This is a genomic window from Halopenitus persicus, from assembly GCF_900107205.1.
In the GTDB taxonomy this organism is placed as follows: Archaea; Halobacteriota; Halobacteria; order Halobacteriales; family Haloferacaceae; genus Halopenitus; species Halopenitus persicus.
The window spans coordinates 487,933-505,628 of the sequence record NZ_FNPC01000001.1; the positions used below are offsets into that span (position 1 = coordinate 487,933).

16 protein-coding genes, 1 tRNA gene and 2 pseudogenes are annotated in these 17,696 nt (G+C 67.6%); 11 read left to right on the forward strand and 8 right to left on the reverse strand.

Features of this window, described 5'->3' with window-relative positions; genetic code table 11:
• Positions 1–74: 74 nt before the first annotated feature.
• The 3 genes from BLV25_RS02475 to BLV25_RS02485 all read right to left on the reverse strand — a co-directional run bounded on the left by BLV25_RS02475 (position 75) and on the right by BLV25_RS02485 (position 2,498).
• The gene (locus BLV25_RS02475; protein WP_092730600.1) at positions 75–1,292 is read right to left on the reverse strand and encodes a CBS domain-containing protein; all 1,218 of its coding nucleotides are present in this window, start codon (positions 1,290–1,292) and stop codon (positions 75–77) included.
• A 92-nt stretch (positions 1,293–1,384) separates the two neighbouring features.
• The gene (locus tag BLV25_RS02480) at positions 1,385–1,858 is read right to left on the reverse strand and encodes a pyridoxamine 5'-phosphate oxidase family protein (protein ID WP_021072773.1); all 474 of its coding nucleotides are present in this window, start codon (positions 1,856–1,858) and stop codon (positions 1,385–1,387) included.
• A gap of 265 nt (positions 1,859–2,123) precedes the next feature.
• A complete protein-coding gene (locus BLV25_RS02485) occupies positions 2,124–2,498 on the reverse strand; it encodes an SHOCT domain-containing protein (RefSeq protein WP_021072772.1) in 375 nt (124 codons plus the stop codon).
• 180 nt (positions 2,499–2,678) lie between these two features.
• Between BLV25_RS02485 and BLV25_RS02490 the strand changes: the two genes are divergently transcribed.
• The 3 genes and pseudogenes from BLV25_RS02490 to BLV25_RS02500 all read left to right on the forward strand — a co-directional run bounded on the left by BLV25_RS02490 (position 2,679) and on the right by BLV25_RS02500 (position 4,848).
• Positions 2,679–4,064 carry a permease gene (locus BLV25_RS02490; RefSeq protein ID WP_039400732.1) on the forward strand — a complete coding sequence of 462 codons (1,386 nt, stop codon included), beginning with the start codon at positions 2,679–2,681 and terminating at the stop codon, positions 4,062–4,064.
• A gap of 112 nt (positions 4,065–4,176) precedes the next feature.
• A pseudogene (locus BLV25_RS02495) lies at positions 4,177–4,469 on the forward strand (P-type ATPase); the annotation flags it as partial.
• Positions 4,470–4,560: 91 nt separating this feature from the next.
• The gene (locus tag BLV25_RS02500; RefSeq protein ID WP_092730604.1) at positions 4,561–4,848 is read left to right on the forward strand and encodes an amphi-Trp domain-containing protein; all 288 of its coding nucleotides are present in this window, start codon (positions 4,561–4,563) and stop codon (positions 4,846–4,848) included.
• 328 nt (positions 4,849–5,176) lie between these two features.
• On the opposite strand, the gene BLV25_RS02505 is transcribed toward BLV25_RS02500, so the two are convergent.
• Positions 5,177–5,251, reverse strand: a tRNA-Arg gene (locus tag BLV25_RS02505).
• 133 nt (positions 5,252–5,384) lie between these two features.
• Between BLV25_RS02505 and BLV25_RS02510 the strand changes: the two genes are divergently transcribed.
• Positions 5,385–6,065, forward strand: a complete 681-nt coding sequence (locus tag BLV25_RS02510; RefSeq protein ID WP_092730606.1) for an AAA family ATPase — start codon at positions 5,385–5,387, stop codon at positions 6,063–6,065.
• A complete protein-coding gene (locus BLV25_RS02515) occupies positions 6,062–6,475 on the forward strand; it encodes an RNA-binding domain-containing protein (RefSeq protein WP_021073318.1) in 414 nt (137 codons plus the stop codon). Before BLV25_RS02510 ends, BLV25_RS02515 begins: the two co-directional genes overlap by 4 nt.
• A gap of 42 nt (positions 6,476–6,517) precedes the next feature.
• Here the strand turns inward: BLV25_RS02515 and hmgB are convergent, their stop codons facing one another.
• The 4 genes from hmgB to BLV25_RS02535 form a co-directional block, all read right to left on the reverse strand.
• Complete coding sequence (gene hmgB / locus BLV25_RS02520) at positions 6,518–7,861, reverse strand: hydroxymethylglutaryl-CoA synthase (protein WP_021073319.1); 1,344 nt, start codon at positions 7,859–7,861, stop codon at positions 6,518–6,520.
• Between the two features lie 108 nt (positions 7,862–7,969).
• Positions 7,970–8,656 carry a type IV pilin N-terminal domain-containing protein gene (locus BLV25_RS02525; protein WP_092730608.1) on the reverse strand — a complete coding sequence of 229 codons (687 nt, stop codon included), beginning with the start codon at positions 8,654–8,656 and terminating at the stop codon, positions 7,970–7,972.
• A gap of 73 nt (positions 8,657–8,729) precedes the next feature.
• Positions 8,730–10,127, reverse strand: coding sequence for a sodium-dependent transporter (locus BLV25_RS02530; RefSeq protein WP_092730610.1), 1,398 nt, complete (start codon positions 10,125–10,127; stop codon positions 8,730–8,732).
• A gap of 116 nt (positions 10,128–10,243) precedes the next feature.
• Positions 10,244–11,593, reverse strand: a complete 1,350-nt coding sequence (locus tag BLV25_RS02535; RefSeq protein WP_021073322.1) for a sodium-dependent transporter — start codon at positions 11,591–11,593, stop codon at positions 10,244–10,246.
• A 137-nt stretch (positions 11,594–11,730) separates the two neighbouring features.
• On the opposite strand from BLV25_RS02535, the gene BLV25_RS02540 reads away from it, so the two are divergent.
• From BLV25_RS02540 to BLV25_RS02570, 6 genes and pseudogenes are all read left to right on the forward strand, one after another.
• A complete protein-coding gene (locus BLV25_RS02540; RefSeq protein ID WP_092730612.1) occupies positions 11,731–12,621 on the forward strand; it encodes a dihydrodipicolinate synthase family protein in 891 nt (296 codons plus the stop codon).
• 30 nt (positions 12,622–12,651) lie between these two features.
• Complete coding sequence (locus tag BLV25_RS02545) at positions 12,652–14,223, forward strand: phytoene desaturase family protein (protein ID WP_343123926.1); 1,572 nt, start codon at positions 12,652–12,654, stop codon at positions 14,221–14,223.
• Positions 14,224–14,243: 20 nt separating this feature from the next.
• On the forward strand, positions 14,244–15,314 hold the full coding sequence (locus BLV25_RS02555) for a prenyltransferase (protein ID WP_256335639.1): 1,071 nt from the start codon (positions 14,244–14,246) through the stop codon (positions 15,312–15,314).
• Positions 15,304–16,161 (forward strand): annotated as a pseudogene (gene cruF / locus BLV25_RS02560) (bisanhydrobacterioruberin hydratase); the annotation flags it as partial. The gene BLV25_RS02555 and the pseudogene cruF, both read left to right, overlap by 11 nt.
• Before the next feature lie 247 nt (positions 16,162–16,408).
• A complete protein-coding gene (locus BLV25_RS18085; protein ID WP_303645821.1) occupies positions 16,409–16,498 on the forward strand; it encodes an HVO_2523 family zinc finger protein in 90 nt (29 codons plus the stop codon).
• 211 nt (positions 16,499–16,709) lie between these two features.
• Entirely contained in the window at positions 16,710–17,696 is a 987-nt protein-coding gene (locus BLV25_RS02570; protein ID WP_092730764.1) for a phytoene/squalene synthase family protein, read from the forward strand.

Sequence of the window (17,696 nt, forward strand, 5' to 3'; positions counted from 1 at the left end):
GGGAAAGGGGATCGTCCAGTCGTCAACCGGATATCGGCCGGTCGCCATCCGGAGGTCGGCCGGAGATCGTTCGGTCAGCGGTTGATCGAGGGGACGCCGCGGTCGCCGGCCAGTGCGCGGCCGGTGATCGCCGTCGGCCGACCGCTGTTTCGAATGACGTTGAACGCCGTCATCAGATCGGTCCGTGAGACGAGTCCGACCAGGTTCCCGTCCGCGTCGACGACCGGGAGCCGGCCGACGTCGTTGCGCTGCATCGTCTGGAGCGCGTCCATCGCCTCGGTGTCCGGCGAGACGGTCACGAGGTCGCGTTCCATCACGTCCTCGACCCGGTAGGCGTCGCGTTCGACCTCGTCGACCCCGCGGGCGTCCTCCAGCGTCACCATTCCGACGAGCGTCTCCCCGTCCATCACCGGGAAGCCGGTGTGGCGCTCGCGGAACATCCGGTCGATCAGTTCGGCGACGGTCGTCTCCTCGGTGACGACGTCGAGCTCGGGCGCCGGGGTCATCACGTCGGCGACCGTGACGCCCTCGAAGGCGGCGTTGAGGGTCGTCTGCTGTGCCTCGCCGGAGGCCGCGATGTAGATGAACAGCGCGAGGAAGATGAGGAACCAGTTGGAGAACAGCCCCACGATCGCGAGGACGAACGCGAAGGTCTTCCCGATCGCGGCGGCACGCTGGGTCGCCTCCGCGTGCGGCGCGTTGCGCGCGAGCAGCGCCCGGAGCACCCGGCCGCCGTCCATCGGAAACGCCGGCAGCATATTGAACACGGCGAGGACGACGTTCAACACCGCGAGGTAGCCGAAGACGAACCGGACGGCGTCGATCCCGCCCGGGAATCCGAGCGAGCCCGACGGGATGCCGCTCGTGAGCAGGAGGAGGGCGTAACAACCGACCCCGACCATGATCGAGACGACCGGGCCGGCGATCGCGATCCAGAACTCGTGGCGCCAATCCTCGGGGAACTCGGTGAAGCTGGCGAGCCCGCCGAGCAGCCACAGCGTGATCGAGTCGATCTCGTAGCCGTACCGCATCGCCACCAGGGAGTGGCCGAACTCGTGGAGCAGGACGCCGACGAACAGTCCCAGCGCCGATGCGAGCCCGAGGACCCAAGGCAGCGATCCGCCCGAGAGGGCCTCGGCGTCGATCGCCACCGGGAGCGCGCCGCCGATCGTCGACGCGATCATCGAGATGTCCTGGCCGATCAGGAAGGCGAAGAAGGGCAGGACCAGCAGGAACGTCCAGTTGAGTCTGATCGGGATGCCGAAGGCGCTCCCGATCTTGATGCCTCGCATAGGGATCCGTTCGGGCGCCTCGGTTAAAAGCGTGCGGCGGGACGCCGCCGGGCAGCCACGGACGGCCGGCCGACCGCCTCGAACTCCCCGAACTACCGCGTCAGCGGGTCGGCGTCGACCCCGCGGAGTCCGGTGGCCTCCTCGATGGACAGCTCGTAGGGGACCGGCGACAGGCGGCGCTCCTCGAGGACCGACAGGTCGGGCACCCAGGCGTTCTCGTCCATCAGCTTCCCGACGGTCGTTCGCTCGTCGGGCTCGATCGGGGCCATCGGTCCGCGGACGACGACGCTCCGCCAGTCGGTCGGCGACCGGTGCTCGAAGACGGTCAAACACGCGCTGTCGGTCGCCTCGGTGAACGCGACCTTTCGGCTCCCGGAACCAAACTGCCAGTAAACGAAGACGACCCGACCCGCGTCGTAGCCGAACGAGATCGGGATCGCGTACGCGTCGTTCCCGTCCGCGAGCGCGAGCGTTCCCGTGCCGTGGGTCTCGAGGACGGCGTCGATCGCCGCGTCGCTCATCGTCTCGCCCTCGATCGGCCGGTCGTCGGATGGCTGCGTCGTCATTGGGGACACGTCCTGCGGCGGTGACCGCAACCGGGGACGGGTTCGGCGCTCGTCCCCGTGGATGTACCGTCCGTCGTGCGGATGGGCCTTATATATCCCGGACGGAGCGACGCGATTCCGGAACGACCGAGAAACCGTTGGATACCGAGCGGACGCGGTAGGAAGGCCTAAACGAAGATACGAATCCAGGCCACATAGCATCCCAATTGTGTTTAGAAAAAGAGACAATCATCAACATATCCAACATAAATTGCGCTTTAAGGTTTCAATAGGTATCTCGTTCAAGCGCCTCCCGTCGCTGTTCGTATTCCTCGTCAGTCAGTTCCCCGCGTGCGTAGGCGAGCCGAAGCTCTTCGAGTGCTTGGTCTGAATCACTCGCATCTCCCGTAATCGCGCGGTAGATGAGGTACCCACCACCGACGATGGCGGCGAGGAACAGCAGCTGCATCACGATGCCGACGATGAACATCCAGCCAGGCATCGTCCCGTCGCCCCACATATGACCGCCCCACGTCCCACCCATCATCGGGCCGAATCCCATCATCCCGAAGCCCATAAAGAACAACGGGAAGATGACGAACGCACCGATGATAACGAGGAGGAGCGTAACAAGTCGCGTATCGTCTGAATTCGTCGGCATATTGTATCCCTCCGTGAGTTTGGGCCTCGGGTAATACTACGCACTAACTATTCAATGCGGTTGTGCCTTTGACCTGCGTGTTTCTCCTACCGATTTCTTTTGAAGTAACCACTCATTACGGCTATGACCCGAACTATCTGAAGGAAAACTGCAATAGATGATCCCTTCGAAAGTATACCTATGGTGGCGACGATGGTTGATGGCGTCTTCGAAGCTCTACGTATCGGTGTGGGCTTCCTCTGGACGGCGGCGTGGGCGATCATCATGGGCCTCACGGTCACGAGTCTCGTTCAGGTCTACGTCTCCAAGGAACGAATGGCACAGGTGCTGGGTGACGGCGATCTGAGCGGACTCACCAAGGCGACTGCGTTTGGCGCGGCCAGTAGTGGCTGTAGTTTCGGCGCTGTCGCCATCGGAAAGGGGCTGTTCAAGAAGGGGGCGCACGCGGTGAACTTCCTCGCGTTTATGTTCGCGTCGACGAACCTCATCGTCGAACTCGGGTTGATGATTCTGATTCTGCTCGGCTGGGAGTTTCTGGTCGCAGAGTTACTCGGTGGACTCATTCTCATCGCCGTGATGGCGGTGATCGTCCACCTCACGCTCCCCGAAAACCTCTTCGACGAGGTTCGGGAGACGCTCAACGAGCGCGATCACGAGGCGGGGGTCACCGAAGACCCGACCTGCGGGATGGAAGGCAGTGACGAGTACACCCTCACGACTGACGGCGGTGAGACGCTCAAATTCTGTTCGGAGGGCTGTATGGAGACGTACCTGCAGGAAACGTCGAGTAGCGGCGGGTGGCGCGAGGAACTGCGCTCGTGGGGTGGCTGGTACAAGATCGCCAATCAGTACCGCAAGGAGTGGTCGATGATCTGGAAGGACGTCATCGCGGGCTTTCTCATCTCCGGGTTCGTCATCGTCTTCGTCCCCCAGTGGGTCTGGAATACCCTGTTCATCCGGGGCGACGGCCTGCTCGTGACCGCCGAGCACGCGATCATGGGCGTCGCCATCGCCGTCGTCAGTTTCGTCGGCAGCATGGGCAACGTCCCGTTCGCGGTCGCGCTCTGGGGCGGCGGCATTAGCTTCGCGGGCGTCATCGCGTTCGTCTACGCCGACCTCATCACGATTCCCGTATTGAACGTCTACCGGAAGTACTACGGCTGGAAGATCATGCTGTACATCCTCGGCGTCTTCTTCGTCACGATGGCGTTCACCGGCTTCCTCATGGAGCTGCTGTTTGACGCCCTCGGCATCGTTCCAGATCTGGCGGGTGGCGAGACGGCGACCGAGCAGACGTATTTCGAGCTCAACTACACGTTCTACCTCAACCTCATCGCCTTCGCGCTCTCGGGGTTCCTGCTGTACGTCTATCGACGCGGCCTCGGTGCGCCCGGCCAGTACCGTGACCCCGTCTGTGGTATGCGGACCGACGACAGCGAGCCAGCGGCGACGCACGACGGCGAGAGGTACCACTTCTGCTCGAAGACCTGCAAGGAGGCCTTCGAAGAGGATCCCGACGAATACGTCACCGGGCATCCGATGGTGATGGAGGGCCACGACCACTGATGGACGTCTGAAGGTTCCCGTATCCCAGCTGAACATCCTTGGTGTCGGCAGTTGGGGAACCGGAGAACGGTTTCGGTATGACTGTGGAGGGAACCACCGTCGCATCCTCTACATCGCAAGCGTGGTCTTCCCGACTCAGTCGGCGTTCTTCCGGGAGCTCGTCACGCTGATCGACGGCATACTGCTCGGCCACCGGATCGTGATGCGGTCGGTACGCCGAGCTTCGAGCGCCGTCGACGAACTGGCGAAGCTGATGCCGGACACCGACGAGCGGATCACTGACGCTGGAGAGACCGAGGAGGTCCCCGTCAGTGAACTCTCCGAGGGCGACCTCGTACTCGTCCGACCGGGCGCGAGTGTCCCTGCTGACGTATCGTCGAGGAGAATGATTCGGACGTCGAGGAGCCTGAAGGTCTCCCACCTAGCGTAACGAGAAAAATCTCGGTGTGAGGTTGAGAGGACCACTTATCCGAGCAGGGGGTGTAAATGGGAGTGTATGCCTGAAGAAGTCCTGTTCAAATCCGAGAGTGCCCGGAGCCGAGACGAAATCGCGTCGTACCTCCGGAACGTCGTCGAAAAGCTCGAACAGGGGGATTCGATCACCCTGAGGGCGGGGGAAGAGTCCGTCACGATGGACCCCCCGGAACGTCCGACATTCGAAGTCAAAGCCGAACGGGAAGGGCCGGCCGGTGGCCCTGGAGAGCTGAGCATCGAGTTCGAGCTCGAGTGGGATGAGAACAGTGAGGGCGCTGCGGGCGGCTCGGATAGTCTCGAGATCGAATAAACGAGGAAGACCAACGCAACCGACTAGGACCGGTCGTGGACGGGGATAACCGGAACAGGTGCTGATCGGACTGCTCTGTTGAATCCGATGACAGCAATGGGCTGGAGATGGAGCCACAGTTCGCCGCTGAATCCGTCGTTCCTTCGCTCGTATCTGTCGGTTAGTGTATTGCGGATTCAACAGAGCACAATAACGGAACGGGCGCGGTGGATTCGAACCGGAGCCAGACAGGCCTGCTCGCCTCGCTTCGTTCGGTTGTGCGGGCTGTGAATTCCAGGGTTCGAATCCTCTGCGTGCCGGTTCGCTCGCCGCGATGCACCTCGCTGGACGGGCACGGTGGGATTCGAACCCACGACCATCGGATTAGAAGTCCGACGCTCTATCCGGGCTGAGCTACGTGCCCTCACTCGCACGTACGGTCGATCGCTTATAAGCGATGAGGTTCACCCCCGCCGCTCGCCGACGATCACGACGCCGACACCCCGACCGGGGTCGCTCCGCAGCGCTTAATGGCCGGCATGGCCGACGAACCGGTAATGCGAGTCATCGGTACCGTCGGGCTTCCCGGAAGCGGAAAGGGGGAAGTGGCGACGGTCGCGGACGAGGCCGGGATCCCGGTCGTGGTGATGGGCGACGTGATCCGCGAGGCGTGTCGAAACCGCGGGCTCGATCCGGCCGAACACCACGGCCGGATCGCCGGCAAGCTCCGCGAGGAGGAGGGACCGGACGCGATCGCGGCCCGAACCGTGCCCCGGATCCGGGAGGCGATCGAGGATGCGGACTCGGGCGCGGGCGCGGATGGGGACTCGGGCACGGATGCGAACGCAAACGGGGACGCGAGCGACGCCGACACGGTGCTCGTCGACGGGCTCCGGTCGCCGGTCGAGCTCGAGCGGTTCCGCGAGGCGTTCGGCGACGACTTCACGCTCGTGGCGATCCGGGCGCCCTTCGACGTCCGCGCGGAGCGGCTCGCCGACCGCGGCCGCGACGCGGCCGACGCGGACGTCGAGGCCCTCCGCGAGCGCGACGAGCGGGAGCTCGAGTTGGGCCTCGGCGAGGTGATCGAGGCGGCCGACGTCGAGATCGACAACACCGGCTCGCTGTCGGCGTTCCGCGACCGGGTTCGGGACCTGCTCGGGGTCGAGGCGGCGGCCGACGACCCAGCCGATGCCGACGTCGTCCGGACCGACCGGGCCAGCCGGGGTGACGGGTCGTGATCTACAGCATCGACGTGCGGATCGAGGCGCCGGTCAACGACACGGAGGTGACCGACCGGGTCGCCGACGCGGTCCGGAACGTCTTCCCGGAGGCCGACCTGGAGTTTCGCGACGGGCGACTGATCGCGGAGACGCACACGCTCGACCCCTTCTCCGACGTCCTTCACGACCAGGAGATCCTCGATACGGCTCGCCGCGTGTTCCTCGAGACCGCCGACGAGGACGGGTTCGAGTTCGCGATCAAAAAACAGCCGGCCTTCGAGGGGGTCGTCACCTTCGCGGTCGGATCGCCGGACGAGCTCGGCGACATCGAGGTGTCGGTGACGGTCCGGGAGCCGGACGTCGAGTCGTTCATCGACCACGTCGCCCCGCGGACCGAGGACGGCGTGCCGATCGACCCGGACGTCTGAGTCCCACCCACCCTGAACGGAGGACGTCGGGGACGCGGCGCGCTACTCGACGTAGTCGTAGGTGCGCTCGTTCATCCGGCCCCAGCCGGTGAAGACGAACTCGCCGTCCGGCGCGGTGAACGCCTCGACGTCGACCGACTTGTCGTAATCGTGGACCTCGTGGACCTGCGTGTACTCCTCGAAGGACAGGTCGTACCGGGACGCGAGCTGCTCGTCGACGTCGAGCGCCTCGATCTCCTCGCGCCAGCCGGGTTGGACCGTCTCGGAGTGGATCTCCGCCTGTGCGCCGGAGCCGTACGATCCGACCAGCAGGCGCTCGCCGACGAACTCCTCGTCGAGGCCGCGCTCGACCGCGTGCCGCAGCGCGCTCGCGCGGGCGAGGTGGACCGACCCCGTATACCAGTTGCCGACGACCCGCGAGAGCTCGAGGGTCGGCTCGATCGTGTCGGCGTACCATCCCTGATACCGGTCGGTTCCCTTGAGCGCGTCCATATACTCGCTGATCGCCTCCTCGTAGGCCTCTCGAGACTCGTAGTCGGCCTCCCGGGGCTGGCGCCCGATGGCGTCGGCCAGCTCGTCCTCGACGGGGGTGTTGCGCGTGATGTGTCGGTAGGCGAAGAGGCCGGCCTTGCGGACCATCCCGGGGAACGGCGTGTGGAACGGCGCGTACGCGACCGTGTCGGGCTCCACGGCGCCGGCGACCGACTCGTAGTCCTCGAGCGCCTCGCGCATTCGCGCGAGGTACACCTGCATCGAGCGCTTGCCGTCGACGCTGGGGAACTGCTGGTTCGGTTTGAGGAAGTCCGTCTCGTCCATGCTCCCGTAGCCCTGGTCCGTGGACAGCTCGACGATCGAGGGATCCTCGGTGACGAGCATCGCGACCGCGCCCGCCCCCTGGGTGGCCTCGCCGGGGTCGCCGCGCTCGTACAGCGCCGTGTCCGTCGCGATCACCAGGGCGGCCCGTCCGCGGTTGCGGCCGGCGCGGATCCAGTTGTAGGCGTCGTCGATCGCCTGGGTGCCGGAGACGCAGGCGAACTTTCGCTCCCCCTTGTTGGCGTGTCTGAAGTCGCCGTCGTAGACCTGTTCGAGACAGCCCGCGATGTAGGTCGACACCGGCTTCGAGTGGTCGAAGGCCGACTCGGTCGCGACGTCGATCCGACCGATCTCGTCGGGCTCGATCCCCTTTCGGTCCAGCAGTCGCTTGGCGGCGTTGGCCCCCATCGTGACGATGTCCTCGTAGACGTCCGGGAACGAGGACGTCTCGAGGCCCAGTCCCTTCGTGTACTTCTCGGGGTCCTCGCCCTTCCGCGGCGCGAAGGTGTTCGGCAGGTCGAGCTGTAGCTTGCCCGTTCGGATCTCGATCGCGTCGATGCCGACGGCAGTCATACTCCGGCGTTCGAGAACCGCCCATAAGGGCCTGTCGATGGGACGGTACGTCGTCCGTCGAAACGCCGGCGGCCGGGAAGCCGAGTCGACCGGGTGGCCCGACCAGCGTCAGTCGTCCTCGTCCTCGTCCTCGTCGTCCTCGTCGTCATCGTCGTCATCGTCGCTATCGTCATCCTCGTCGTCAGCGTCGCTATCGTCGTCAGCGTCGCTATCGTCGTCAGCGTCGCTATCGTCGTCAGCGTCGCCATCGTCCTTGCCGTCATCGCCGTTGTCGTTGTCGTCGTCAGCGTCGTCATCGTCGCTGGCCTGATCGTCATCCCCGTCTCCAGCGTCACCGTTCCCGGCGTCGTCCGGTTCGTCCGGTTCGTCCCCGGTCGGGTCACGGGTCGTCCGGTCGAGGGTCTCGCCGGAGGGATCGTGGATCACCTCGACGACGACGGCGTCGTCGGGGTCGTACGGCGGCGACGCGAGTCGCCACTCGTCGCCGGGCTGCCAGGTCTCGGCGTCGACGGGAGTGACGTCTCCGGGACCGTCCGTCCCGTTCAGCCGATAGCGATCGACCGTGCCGCCGTGGTCGATCCGTATCGAAACGTCGGCGGCCGGGATCGCGTCGCCGCCGGCGTGGGTCACGGTGACCGCGGAGGCGTTCAGCTCCGTCTCGACCATCGTCGCCGACGAGCGATCGGCGGCCTGGTCGGTCACGGCGGCGAGTCCGGCGACGCCGGCCGTGGTCGAGACGGCGATGACGACGCCGAGGATCATGATCCCCCCGATTGCCGACGACTGTGCGCGCACGGGTTTATTCAGGGTTCGAAACGGTATAATTGTACCCCTCGAAAGTCGTCCGCGCCGATCACGCGGTCTCGGATCACCCGGGAACGCCGTGCCGGCGGAGCGCGAGGATCGCCCCGCCGACGCCGAGGACCGCGACCGCCGCGGCCCCGCGGGTCGAGATGCCGATCCCGAGGATCCCGCCGACGCCGGTGACCAGCGTGAACGCGAGAAAGACGGGCAGGACGACCGCGATCGCGTAGTACCACGGGAGCTCGAAGAGACGGGCGATCGGCCCGGCGCCGCGTGCGTACTCCTCGCGGGCGAGCCGCCCGAGAACCCAGCCGTCGAACAGCAGGAACCCGAGCAGCCCCGCCGTGAGCACGACGTTCGCGAGCGTGTCGGCGAGCAGCGCGAAGACCGCCGGCGAGAGCGCCGCGATGCTCCCGGTGACCAGAAAGAGCCCGCCCGTTCCCAGGGTCGCCCGTTCCCGTGAGAGGCCGTGTTCGTCGACGAGGTAGGCGACGAGCACCTCGAGGATGCTGATCGCCGAGGAGAGCGCGGCCAGCAGGACGACGCCGAAGAAGACGACGCCGACGAGGCGGCTGTAGGGAAGCTCGGCGAACGCGCCGGCGAGGCTCACGAACAGCGCGCCCGGACCGCCCTGACCGGGCGAGACGCCAAGCGAGAACAACAGCGGAAAGATGACCAGGCCGGCGAGCACGCCGATCGCGGTGTTGAGAACGGCGATCAGGGTGCCGTCGGCGGCCAGCGACCGGTCCTCGCCGAGATACGAGGAGTAGGTGAGCATCGTGCCGGCGCCGACCGAGAGGGTGAAAAGCGCCTGTCCGGCCGCCGCCGGAAGCACGCTGAAGAGGTTCTCACGCAGGTACGCGACGTCGAGCGAGAGGTAGAAGTCGTAGCCGCCGCCGGCGCCCGGCAGCGTCGATGCCCAGACCGCGAGCGCGCCGAAGAGGAGGACGATCCCCGGCACCATCACCGTCGTCGACACCTCGATCCCGCGTTCGACGCCGAGGTAGACGATGGCGACGGTCATCGCCAGAAAGAGGACGTGAAAGCCGACCGCGCCGAGCCCATAATCGATCGCGGCGAAGTACTCCTGGGGCGCCGTGAAGTACGCGCCGGTCGTGCTCGCGGCCGTGTACCGGAGGATCCAGCCGCCGACGACCGAGTAGAACGAGAGGATCACGGTCGACGCGAGCAGCGCGACCGCGCCGAGCGGGCGAAACCACCGGCCGGCCAGCTCGTCGAAGGCCCCGACCGGGTTGCGGTTGCTCCGGCGGCCGATCACGAACTCGCCGATGAGTCCCGGGACGCCGACCCCGACGACCAACAGGAGATACACCGTCAGGAACGCCGCGCCGCCGTTCTCCGCGGTCAGCCACGGGAACCGCCAGATGTTCCCGATCCCGACCGCGCTGCCGACGGCGGCGAGGATGAACCCGATTCGGGTCCGCCACGTGGATCTCGTCATCGTCGTGCGCTCGGGTGCCGGCGCGAAAAAGGCTGACGAGACGAGCCGCGGCGGGACCGGCCGAAAGCCGGAACGGAGGCGGACCGCGGTCGAAAACGGAGCGGCGAGGAACCGCGTCAGAACGGCGCGAAGAACGCCGCGTCCTCGACGAGGAACAGCTCGTTGATCCCGAGCCCGAGCGTGAGGAGGACGCCGCCGACGACCACGAGCCGGATCGTCCAGATCCAGACCGTGCCGAACGTCGCGTACCCCTCGGCGCCCGAGAGCAGCTCGTCGACGGCCTCCCGCCCCAGCACCCAGCCGACGAACAGGACGGTGAGCAGCACCGACAGCGGGAGCAGGAGCTGGTAGGCAATGTTGTCGAACCAGGTCAGCCAGCCGGTGTTCCACGCGGAGGGAACCCCGAGCAGGAAGAGCGCGACGCCGATGGCGACCGACAGCGCCGGCCGCGGAACGTCGTAGTTGTCGTTGGCGTACGAGACCGTCACCTCGAGGAGGCTGATCGCCGAGGAGAGCGCGGCGATGAACACGACGCCGAAGAAGACGACGCCGAAGAGACGGCCGAACGGGATCGACCCGAACCCGGCGGCGGTGGCGACGAACAGGGCGCCGGCGCCGCCCGTCTCGGTGGTGATGTCCGCACCCGCGCCGATCGTCAGCAGGATCGGGAAGACGACGAGGCCGGCGAGGATCCCCACGAGCGTGTTCGTGACGACGACCGACCCGCCGTCGAGGATGAGGTTGTCGTCGCGGCCGACGTACGAGGAGTAGGTGATCATGATCGCCATCCCGAGCGAGAGGGTGAAGAACGCCTGCCCGACCGCGAACGGGATGATCGTGCCGGCGTTTTCGATCATCGTGGAGAGGTCCGGCGACAGGAAGAACGCGTACCCCTCGCCGGATCCGGGCAGCGTCGCCACCCAGATCGCCAGCGCCACCATCAGAATGACGATGCTCGGCACCATCACCTTCGTCGCCTTCTCGATGCCGTCCTCGATGCCGAGCGCGACGATCCCGACGACGATCGCCAGGAAGACGGCCTGCGCGACGACCGCACCCGGACCGGCGGAGACGGCGGCGAAGTACTCGCCGGGGTTCGCGAAGTACGCGCCGTTCACGCTGCCGAGGATGTACCGCAGGACCCACCCGCCGACGACGTTGTAATACGAGAGGATCCAGAAGCCGGTGACCACGGCGAGCGCGCCGGCGACCCGCCAGGGTCCGGAGCCGAGCCGACCGAACGCGTCGATCGCGTTGCGTTTCGTCCGGCGGCCGAGCACGAACTCGGAGAGCATCGCCGGGAAGCCGATCAGGAAGACGGCAGCGAGGTAGAAGACGACGAACGCCGCGCCGCCGTTGGTCGCCGTCTTGAACGGGAACTGCCAGAGGTTCCCGAGTCCGACCGCGCTACCGATCGCCGCGAGGACGAACCCGACGCGGGTCGCCCAGGTTTCTCGTTGTGCCATGTGTCGGCGGATTCGCCGTTGCTCCCGATAATCCCTGTGATTCCGGCCGTCGGCCGCGTTCGCGCGATCCGTCACCGAAACGCCGACGTCGGGGATCGTGTGGCGGTTATTTATAAACCCCGACCGATCGGTCGGATATGAACGTCAGAGAGCAGCTCGCGGGGATCGCCGCGCCGATCGTGACGCCGTTCACGGACGAGGGAGCCACGGTCGACGAGCCGGCGCTCGTCGCCCTCCTCGAGCACCTGGAGGCGGCCGGGATCGACGCCGTCTTCCCCTGCGGCACGACCGGCGAGTTCCCGAGCCTGACCGGCACCGAGCGCCGCCGCGTGATCGAGGTGACCGCGGAGACGGTCGACGTGCCGGTGATCGCCGGCGCCGCCGCCACGAACGTACCGGAGACGGTCGCCGCGATCGAGGCGGCCGAAGCGGCCGGCGCCGACGCGGCCGCCGTGGTCGCGCCGTACTTCGCGACCGCGACGGCCCCCGAGGGAAACCGACGGGTCTTCGAGGCAGTCCTCGACCGATCGCCGCTTCCCGTGCTGTTGTACAACATCCCACAGTGTGTCGGCACGCGGATCGAGCCCGAAACGGTCGCGGCGGTCGCCGACCACGAGCGGACGATCGGGATCAAGGACTCAAGCGGCGATCTGGCGTACTTCTCGCGGCTCGTCCGGGAGACGCCCGACGCGTTCCGGTGTCTCCAGGGCTACGACGCGCTGTTGGTCCCCGCGCTCCGAGCCGGTGGCGACGGCGGGATCAACGCGCTCTCGAACGTCGTGCCGCGAGTCCTCCGGGCGGCCTTCGAGCACGCCGAGGATCCCCGCGGCCGTGAACTCCAGCAGGGGGCGATCAGCCCGCTCTTCGAGGCGTGTACCGACCACGGGTTCGCTCCGGCGACGAAGGCGGCGCTGGCACATCGCGGCGTGGTTCCGAACGCCGACGTCCGGCCGCCACTGCTCCCCGTCGCCGACCGGTCCGCGATCGCCGACCGGGTCGACGCAGCGCTCGCGGCGCTCGAGGATTGAGCGTCGACACGGGACGGAAGGATCGCGGCCGTGACGGAGCTCGAAACTGCTGCAGTCGCGGCACGTCGCGCCGGCTTTTATGTCGCGGACGCCCGTACGATCGCCATGGACGTGGATCCGGAGATCGACTCGCTTGGGGGCGAGTCGGTCGTCGTCATCGGCGGCGGGTTCGGCGGCCTCTCGACGGCCTGTTATCTGGCCGACGCCGGCGCCGACGTCACCCTCCTCGAGAAGAACGAGCAGCTCGGCGGCCGGGCCAGCCGGCTGGAGACCGACGGCTTCCGGTTCGACATGGGCCCGTCGTGGTACCTGATGCCGGACGTCTTCGAGCGGTTCTTCGGTCACTTCGACCGGTCGCCGTCCGATTACTACTCGATCTCCCGGCTGGATCCCCACTATCGCGTCTTCTGGAAGGACGGCGACAGCGTGGACGTGGGTCCCGACGTCGAGGCCAACAAGGAGCTGTTCGAATCCTACGAGCCTGGCGCCGGCGAGGCGCTCGAGCGGTACCTCACGGAGGCCGAATACACCTACGAGGTCGGGATGGAGCACTTCGTCTACGAGGACCGGCCGCGGCTCCGTGACTACGTCGACCGCGACGTCCTCCGGCACGCCCACGGCCTCTCGCTGCTCGGCTCGATGCAGGACCACGTCGAGGGGTACTTCGAGCACCCGAAGCTCCAGCAGCTGATGCAGTATTCCCTCGTGTTTCTGGGCGGGTCGCCGACGAACACGCCGGGGCTGTACAACCTGATGAGCCACGTCGATTTCAACATGGGCGTCTACTATCCCGACGGCGGGATCGGCGCGGTCGTCGACGCGGTCGTCGATCTCGGCGCGGAGCTGGGCGTCGAGTACGTGACCGACGCCGAAGCCACCGCGATCGAGGGGCGCCGCGGCGGGTTCGCGGTCGACGCCGCGAACGACCGGCGGTATCTCGCCGATCTGGTCATCTCGGACGCCGATTACGCCCACACCGAGCGGGAGCTGCTGCCGCCCGAAAAGCGACAGTACACCGACGAGTACTGGGAGTCCCGGACGTACGCGCCGTCGGCGTTTCTGATCTACCTCGGCGTGGAGGGCGACGTCCCCGAGCTGGCCCACCACACGCTCGTGTTGCCCACCGAGTGGGAGCAGCACTTCGACCGGATCTTCGAGGACCCGGAGTGGCCGCGCGACCCCGCCTACTACCTCTGTGTCCCCTCGAAGACCGACGACACGGTGGCCCCCGCGGGCCACAGCAACCTCTTCGCCCTCGTGCCGATCGCCCCCGGATTGGATGACGACCCGGAGACGCGGTCGTGGTACCGCGACCTGGTCCTGGAGGACATCACCGAGCACACGGGTACCGACCTGCGCGACCGGATCGTCCTCGAGGAGACGTTCTCGGTGAGCGACTTCGCCGACCGGTACAACGGCTACCGGGGGTCCGCGCTCGGGCTCGCGCACACGCTCCGGCAGACCTCCCTCCTTCGACCGCCGCACGTCTCGGATGCGGTCGACGGACTCTACTTCACCGGCTCGTACACCACGCCGGGGATCGGCGTCCCGATGTGTCTCATCAGCGGCCAACTGACTGCGGAGTACGTGACGGGATCGTGACGGCGAGCGAGACGGACGGGATGGACGGCACGACCGGCGGCGACGGGGGCGGAACTCGGACGGAACCGACCGTTCGTGACCGGCTCCGGTACCTGTTGGTGCTGTCACGCCCCCGATTCTGGTTCTACCTGGCCGGCCCGGTCGTCGTGGGCACGGTCTACGGCGGCGGTTCCGCCCCGGAGCTGGTCGCTCCGACCGCGCTCGTCCTGTTCGGCTACTTCCTCGTGCCGGCAAACGTCCTGCTGTACGGCGTCAACGACCGGTTCGACGCCGATATCGACGCCGAGAACCCGAAGAAGGCTGGAGGACGGACCGAAACGGAAAGCGAGGCGGTGGAAACAGGAGGCGAGGCGGTCGAAACAGGAGGCGAGGCGGTCGAAACAGGAGGCGAGGCGGTCGAAACGGAAAACGAGGCGACCCAACAGGCGCGCGAGGCACGGTGGCGCGGCGACCGAGTCGTCGCCGCTGCGATCATCGCTACCGGCCTCCTGGGCCTCGTGACGGTGGCCGTGACGCCGCCGATCGCGTGGCCGTACCTGGTCGGGTTCTTCCTCCTCGCGGTCGGCTACAGCGCGCCGCCGACCCGGTTCAAGACGACGCCGCTGCTCGACTCCGCCTCGAACGGACTCTACGTCCTGCCGGGCGCGGCCGCCTACGTCGCGGCGTCGGGAGCCCACCCGCCCGCGGCCGCCCTCGCCGGCGCCTGGATATGGGCGATGGCGATGCACACGTTCTCGGCGATCCCCGACATCGAACCCGACCGGGAAGCGGGGATCCGGACGACCGCGACCGCGCTCGGCGAGCGGCGTGCCTACGGCTACTGTGTCGGCTGCTGGACGCTCGCGGCGGCCGCGTTCTCGCTGGTCGACGTCCGTCTCGGGGCGCTGGTGGGCGTCTACCCGGTCTTCGTCACGGGCATCGCCCTGACCGACGTGGCGGTCGACCGGGCCTACTGGTGGTTCCCGGCGCTCAACACCGTCGTCGGCGCGGCCCTCACGATCGGGGGGCTCAGTCGGATCGTGGCCCCCGCCGAGGTTCGGGCCCTCATCGAAACGTGGGCCCTCATCGAGGTGATCGCGGGTGTCGCGTGAGGGCACGGACGGACCCGCGGGGCTGACGGCGAGCCGCCTTCCGCGAACGCGCGCTGGCGTCGAGGCCGCGTTCGACCGGATCGTCGCCGGAAACCGGTTCACGATCGCGGTGGTGTTCCCCGTCGTCGGCGCGGTCTCGCTCGTCGCGAGCGCGGCGGGGTGGCTGCCGGACCCGCTGGCGTTCAACCCGTGGTTCCTGCTGGTCGGCGTGCTGGTGATGCGCTCCCCGCTGGTCGCCGGCGTGTTGCCGCTCGTCGACCGACGAGCAGCCGGGTGGCTTGGCGTGCTCGTGGCCTACACCTACGCGATCGAGGCGGTCGGCGTGGCCACCGGCTGGCCCTACGGCGCGTTCACCTACGGGGTCGACCTCGGGCCGATGCTCGGCGGCGTCCCGCTCGCGCTTCCGGTCTTCTTCATCCCGCTCGTGGTGAACGCCTACCTGCTAAGTCTGTTGCTGTTGGGCCCGCGAGCCGACCACCCGGCCGTCCGCCTGCTGACCGTGATCGCGGCCGTGGTCGCGATGGACGTCGTGTTGGACCCCGGCGCGGTCGCGCTGGGGTTCTGGCGTTACGACGCCGGCGGCGCCTTTTACGGCGTCCCGCTCTCGAACTATCTCGGCTGGGTGCTCTCGGCGACCGTCGCCGTCCTCGCGCTCGATCGGGCCTTCGACCGCGACCGGCTGCTCGCCCGGCTCGAATCGTGTCCGTTCATGCTCGACGATATGGTGAGCTTCGTGATCCTCTGGGGCGTGATCGGCCTCCGGTTCGGAGCCCTTCTGCCGGCCGCGGTGGCCGCGGCCTTCGGCGTCGGACTCGTCCGCGCCGGCCGGTTCGACGCGCGCGTCTTCGATCCCCGCGAGCGCGGGACGTGGAGACACGCCGGCGGTTCGCGGGACGCACCCCACGATGAGGGGGAGCGAGATCCCGAGATCGATCGGAGTTAAGGGCGGACGGCGGCTACTCCCCGGTATGTCGGGGCAGACGAGCGAGTCGGGGCAGTCAACCGAGTCGGAGCAGGCGAGCGAGTCGGGGCAGTCCGGAGAGTCGCTCCCGACTGATGACACGGTCGACGGGACCGGGGGGCGACCCTGTCCGCTGTGTGCGGAGCCGATGGTCCACCGCCACTGCAAGTACGTCTGTCCGGCTCACGGCGTGATCTACGACTGCAGCGACACCTTCTATTGACGAAGCCGACGACCCGGCTCGTCGGGGACACACGATCTGTCCGGTAGGCGAGGTATAACCGAGGTGATCGGCGGGCGGCAGCGCCGTCACGGAGCGAAACCGCACGAACAATTATGGGTCTACGTCCCGTGTGATCCGATGGTATGGGAACCCGCACATCCACGTCCGATCGCTCCGTGACGGCCGATCGCGACGCGCCGAGGGGTGGCCGATGATCGCCGACGACCGGGTCGCCCGCGGCAAGCGGATCCAGCGGCGAACGGGGGCGACCTTCCACGTCGCCACGCGTCTCCTGCCCGAGCGGATCCGGCATCCCACGTACGTCCTCTACGGGTTCTTCCGCGTCGCCGACGAGATCGTGGACGCGGCCGACGCCGCCCCGCCGGCCGAGCAACGAGCGGAGCTCGAACGGATCCGCCGGGTCGTCCTCGGCGAGGAGCCGCCGGGAGAGGGTCCCGACGACGAGGTGCTCGCGGCGTTCCGGGACCTCAGGGCCGAGACCGGGATCGCCGGGGCGGACGTGGCGGCGTTCCTCCAGGCGATGGCCAGCGACGTCGACCGGTCGCGCTACGAGACGTACGCCGACCTCGAGGCGTACATGGACGGTTCGGCCGCGGCGGTCGGCCGGATGATGACCGCGGTGATGGACGTCGAGAGCCCGGAGCGAGCGCTCCCCCACGCCACGAAGCTCGGCGAGGCGTTCCAGATGAGCAACTTCCTGCGTGACGTCGGCGAGGACGTCCGCGAGCGCGACCGGGTCTATCTCCCCGCCGAGACGCTCCGCGAGCACGGCGCCTCGGTCGAACAGGTCCGCGAGCTGCGCTTCGACGAGTCGGTCGCCGCCGCGATCCGGGCGGAGCTTGCCCGCACGGAGGACCTCTACGCGGAGGGCGTGGCGGGGATCCGGTACCTGCCCGAGGACTGCCAGCTCGCGGTCCTGCTGGCGGCCGTCCTCTATGCGGACCACCACCGGCTGATCCGCGAGCTGGGATACGACACGCTCTCACAAACGCCCGAGCTCTCGCTCGCGCGGCGGCTCCGCCTGCTCGCGCGCACCTGGTGGCTCTTCCGGCGACACGACGACCCGGAGACCGCCTTCTACGCCGCCGTCGACTCCTTCGACGTCGACGCGCCGACCCGAACCGCGCACGGCCACAGCTGGCGGAACTGTCGGATCGTGTCGTACCTCTCGCGGTGA

What these genes read in the sequence shown, in the direction of transcription:
- BLV25_RS02530 (WP_092730610.1), bottom strand. Translation starts at nt 10,127, where the DNA reads ATGACGAGATCCACGTGGCGGACCCGAATCGGGTTCATCCTCGCCGCC.
- BLV25_RS02540 (WP_092730612.1), top strand. Translation starts at nt 11,731, where the DNA reads ATGAACGTCAGAGAGCAGCTCGCGGGGATCGCCGCGCCGATCGTGACG.
- BLV25_RS02475 (WP_092730600.1), bottom strand. Translation starts at nt 1,292, where the DNA reads ATGCGAGGCATCAAGATCGGGAGCGCCTTCGGCATCCCGATCAGACTC.
- BLV25_RS02490 (WP_039400732.1), top strand. Translation starts at nt 2,679, where the DNA reads ATGGTGGCGACGATGGTTGATGGCGTCTTCGAAGCTCTACGTATCGGT.
- BLV25_RS02480 (WP_021072773.1), bottom strand. Translation starts at nt 1,858, where the DNA reads ATGACGACGCAGCCATCCGACGACCGGCCGATCGAGGGCGAGACGATG.
- BLV25_RS02570 (WP_092730764.1), top strand. Translation starts at nt 16,710, where the DNA reads ATGATCGCCGACGACCGGGTCGCCCGCGGCAAGCGGATCCAGCGGCGA.
- BLV25_RS02500 (WP_092730604.1), top strand. Translation starts at nt 4,561, where the DNA reads ATGCCTGAAGAAGTCCTGTTCAAATCCGAGAGTGCCCGGAGCCGAGAC.
- BLV25_RS02555 (WP_256335639.1), top strand. Translation starts at nt 14,244, where the DNA reads ATGGACGGCACGACCGGCGGCGACGGGGGCGGAACTCGGACGGAACCG.
- BLV25_RS02535 (WP_021073322.1), bottom strand. Translation starts at nt 11,593, where the DNA reads ATGGCACAACGAGAAACCTGGGCGACCCGCGTCGGGTTCGTCCTCGCG.
- hmgB (WP_021073319.1), bottom strand. Translation starts at nt 7,861, where the DNA reads ATGACTGCCGTCGGCATCGACGCGATCGAGATCCGAACGGGCAAGCTA.
- BLV25_RS02510 (WP_092730606.1), top strand. Translation starts at nt 5,385, where the DNA reads ATGCGAGTCATCGGTACCGTCGGGCTTCCCGGAAGCGGAAAGGGGGAA.
- BLV25_RS02485 (WP_021072772.1), bottom strand. Translation starts at nt 2,498, where the DNA reads ATGCCGACGAATTCAGACGATACGCGACTTGTTACGCTCCTCCTCGTT.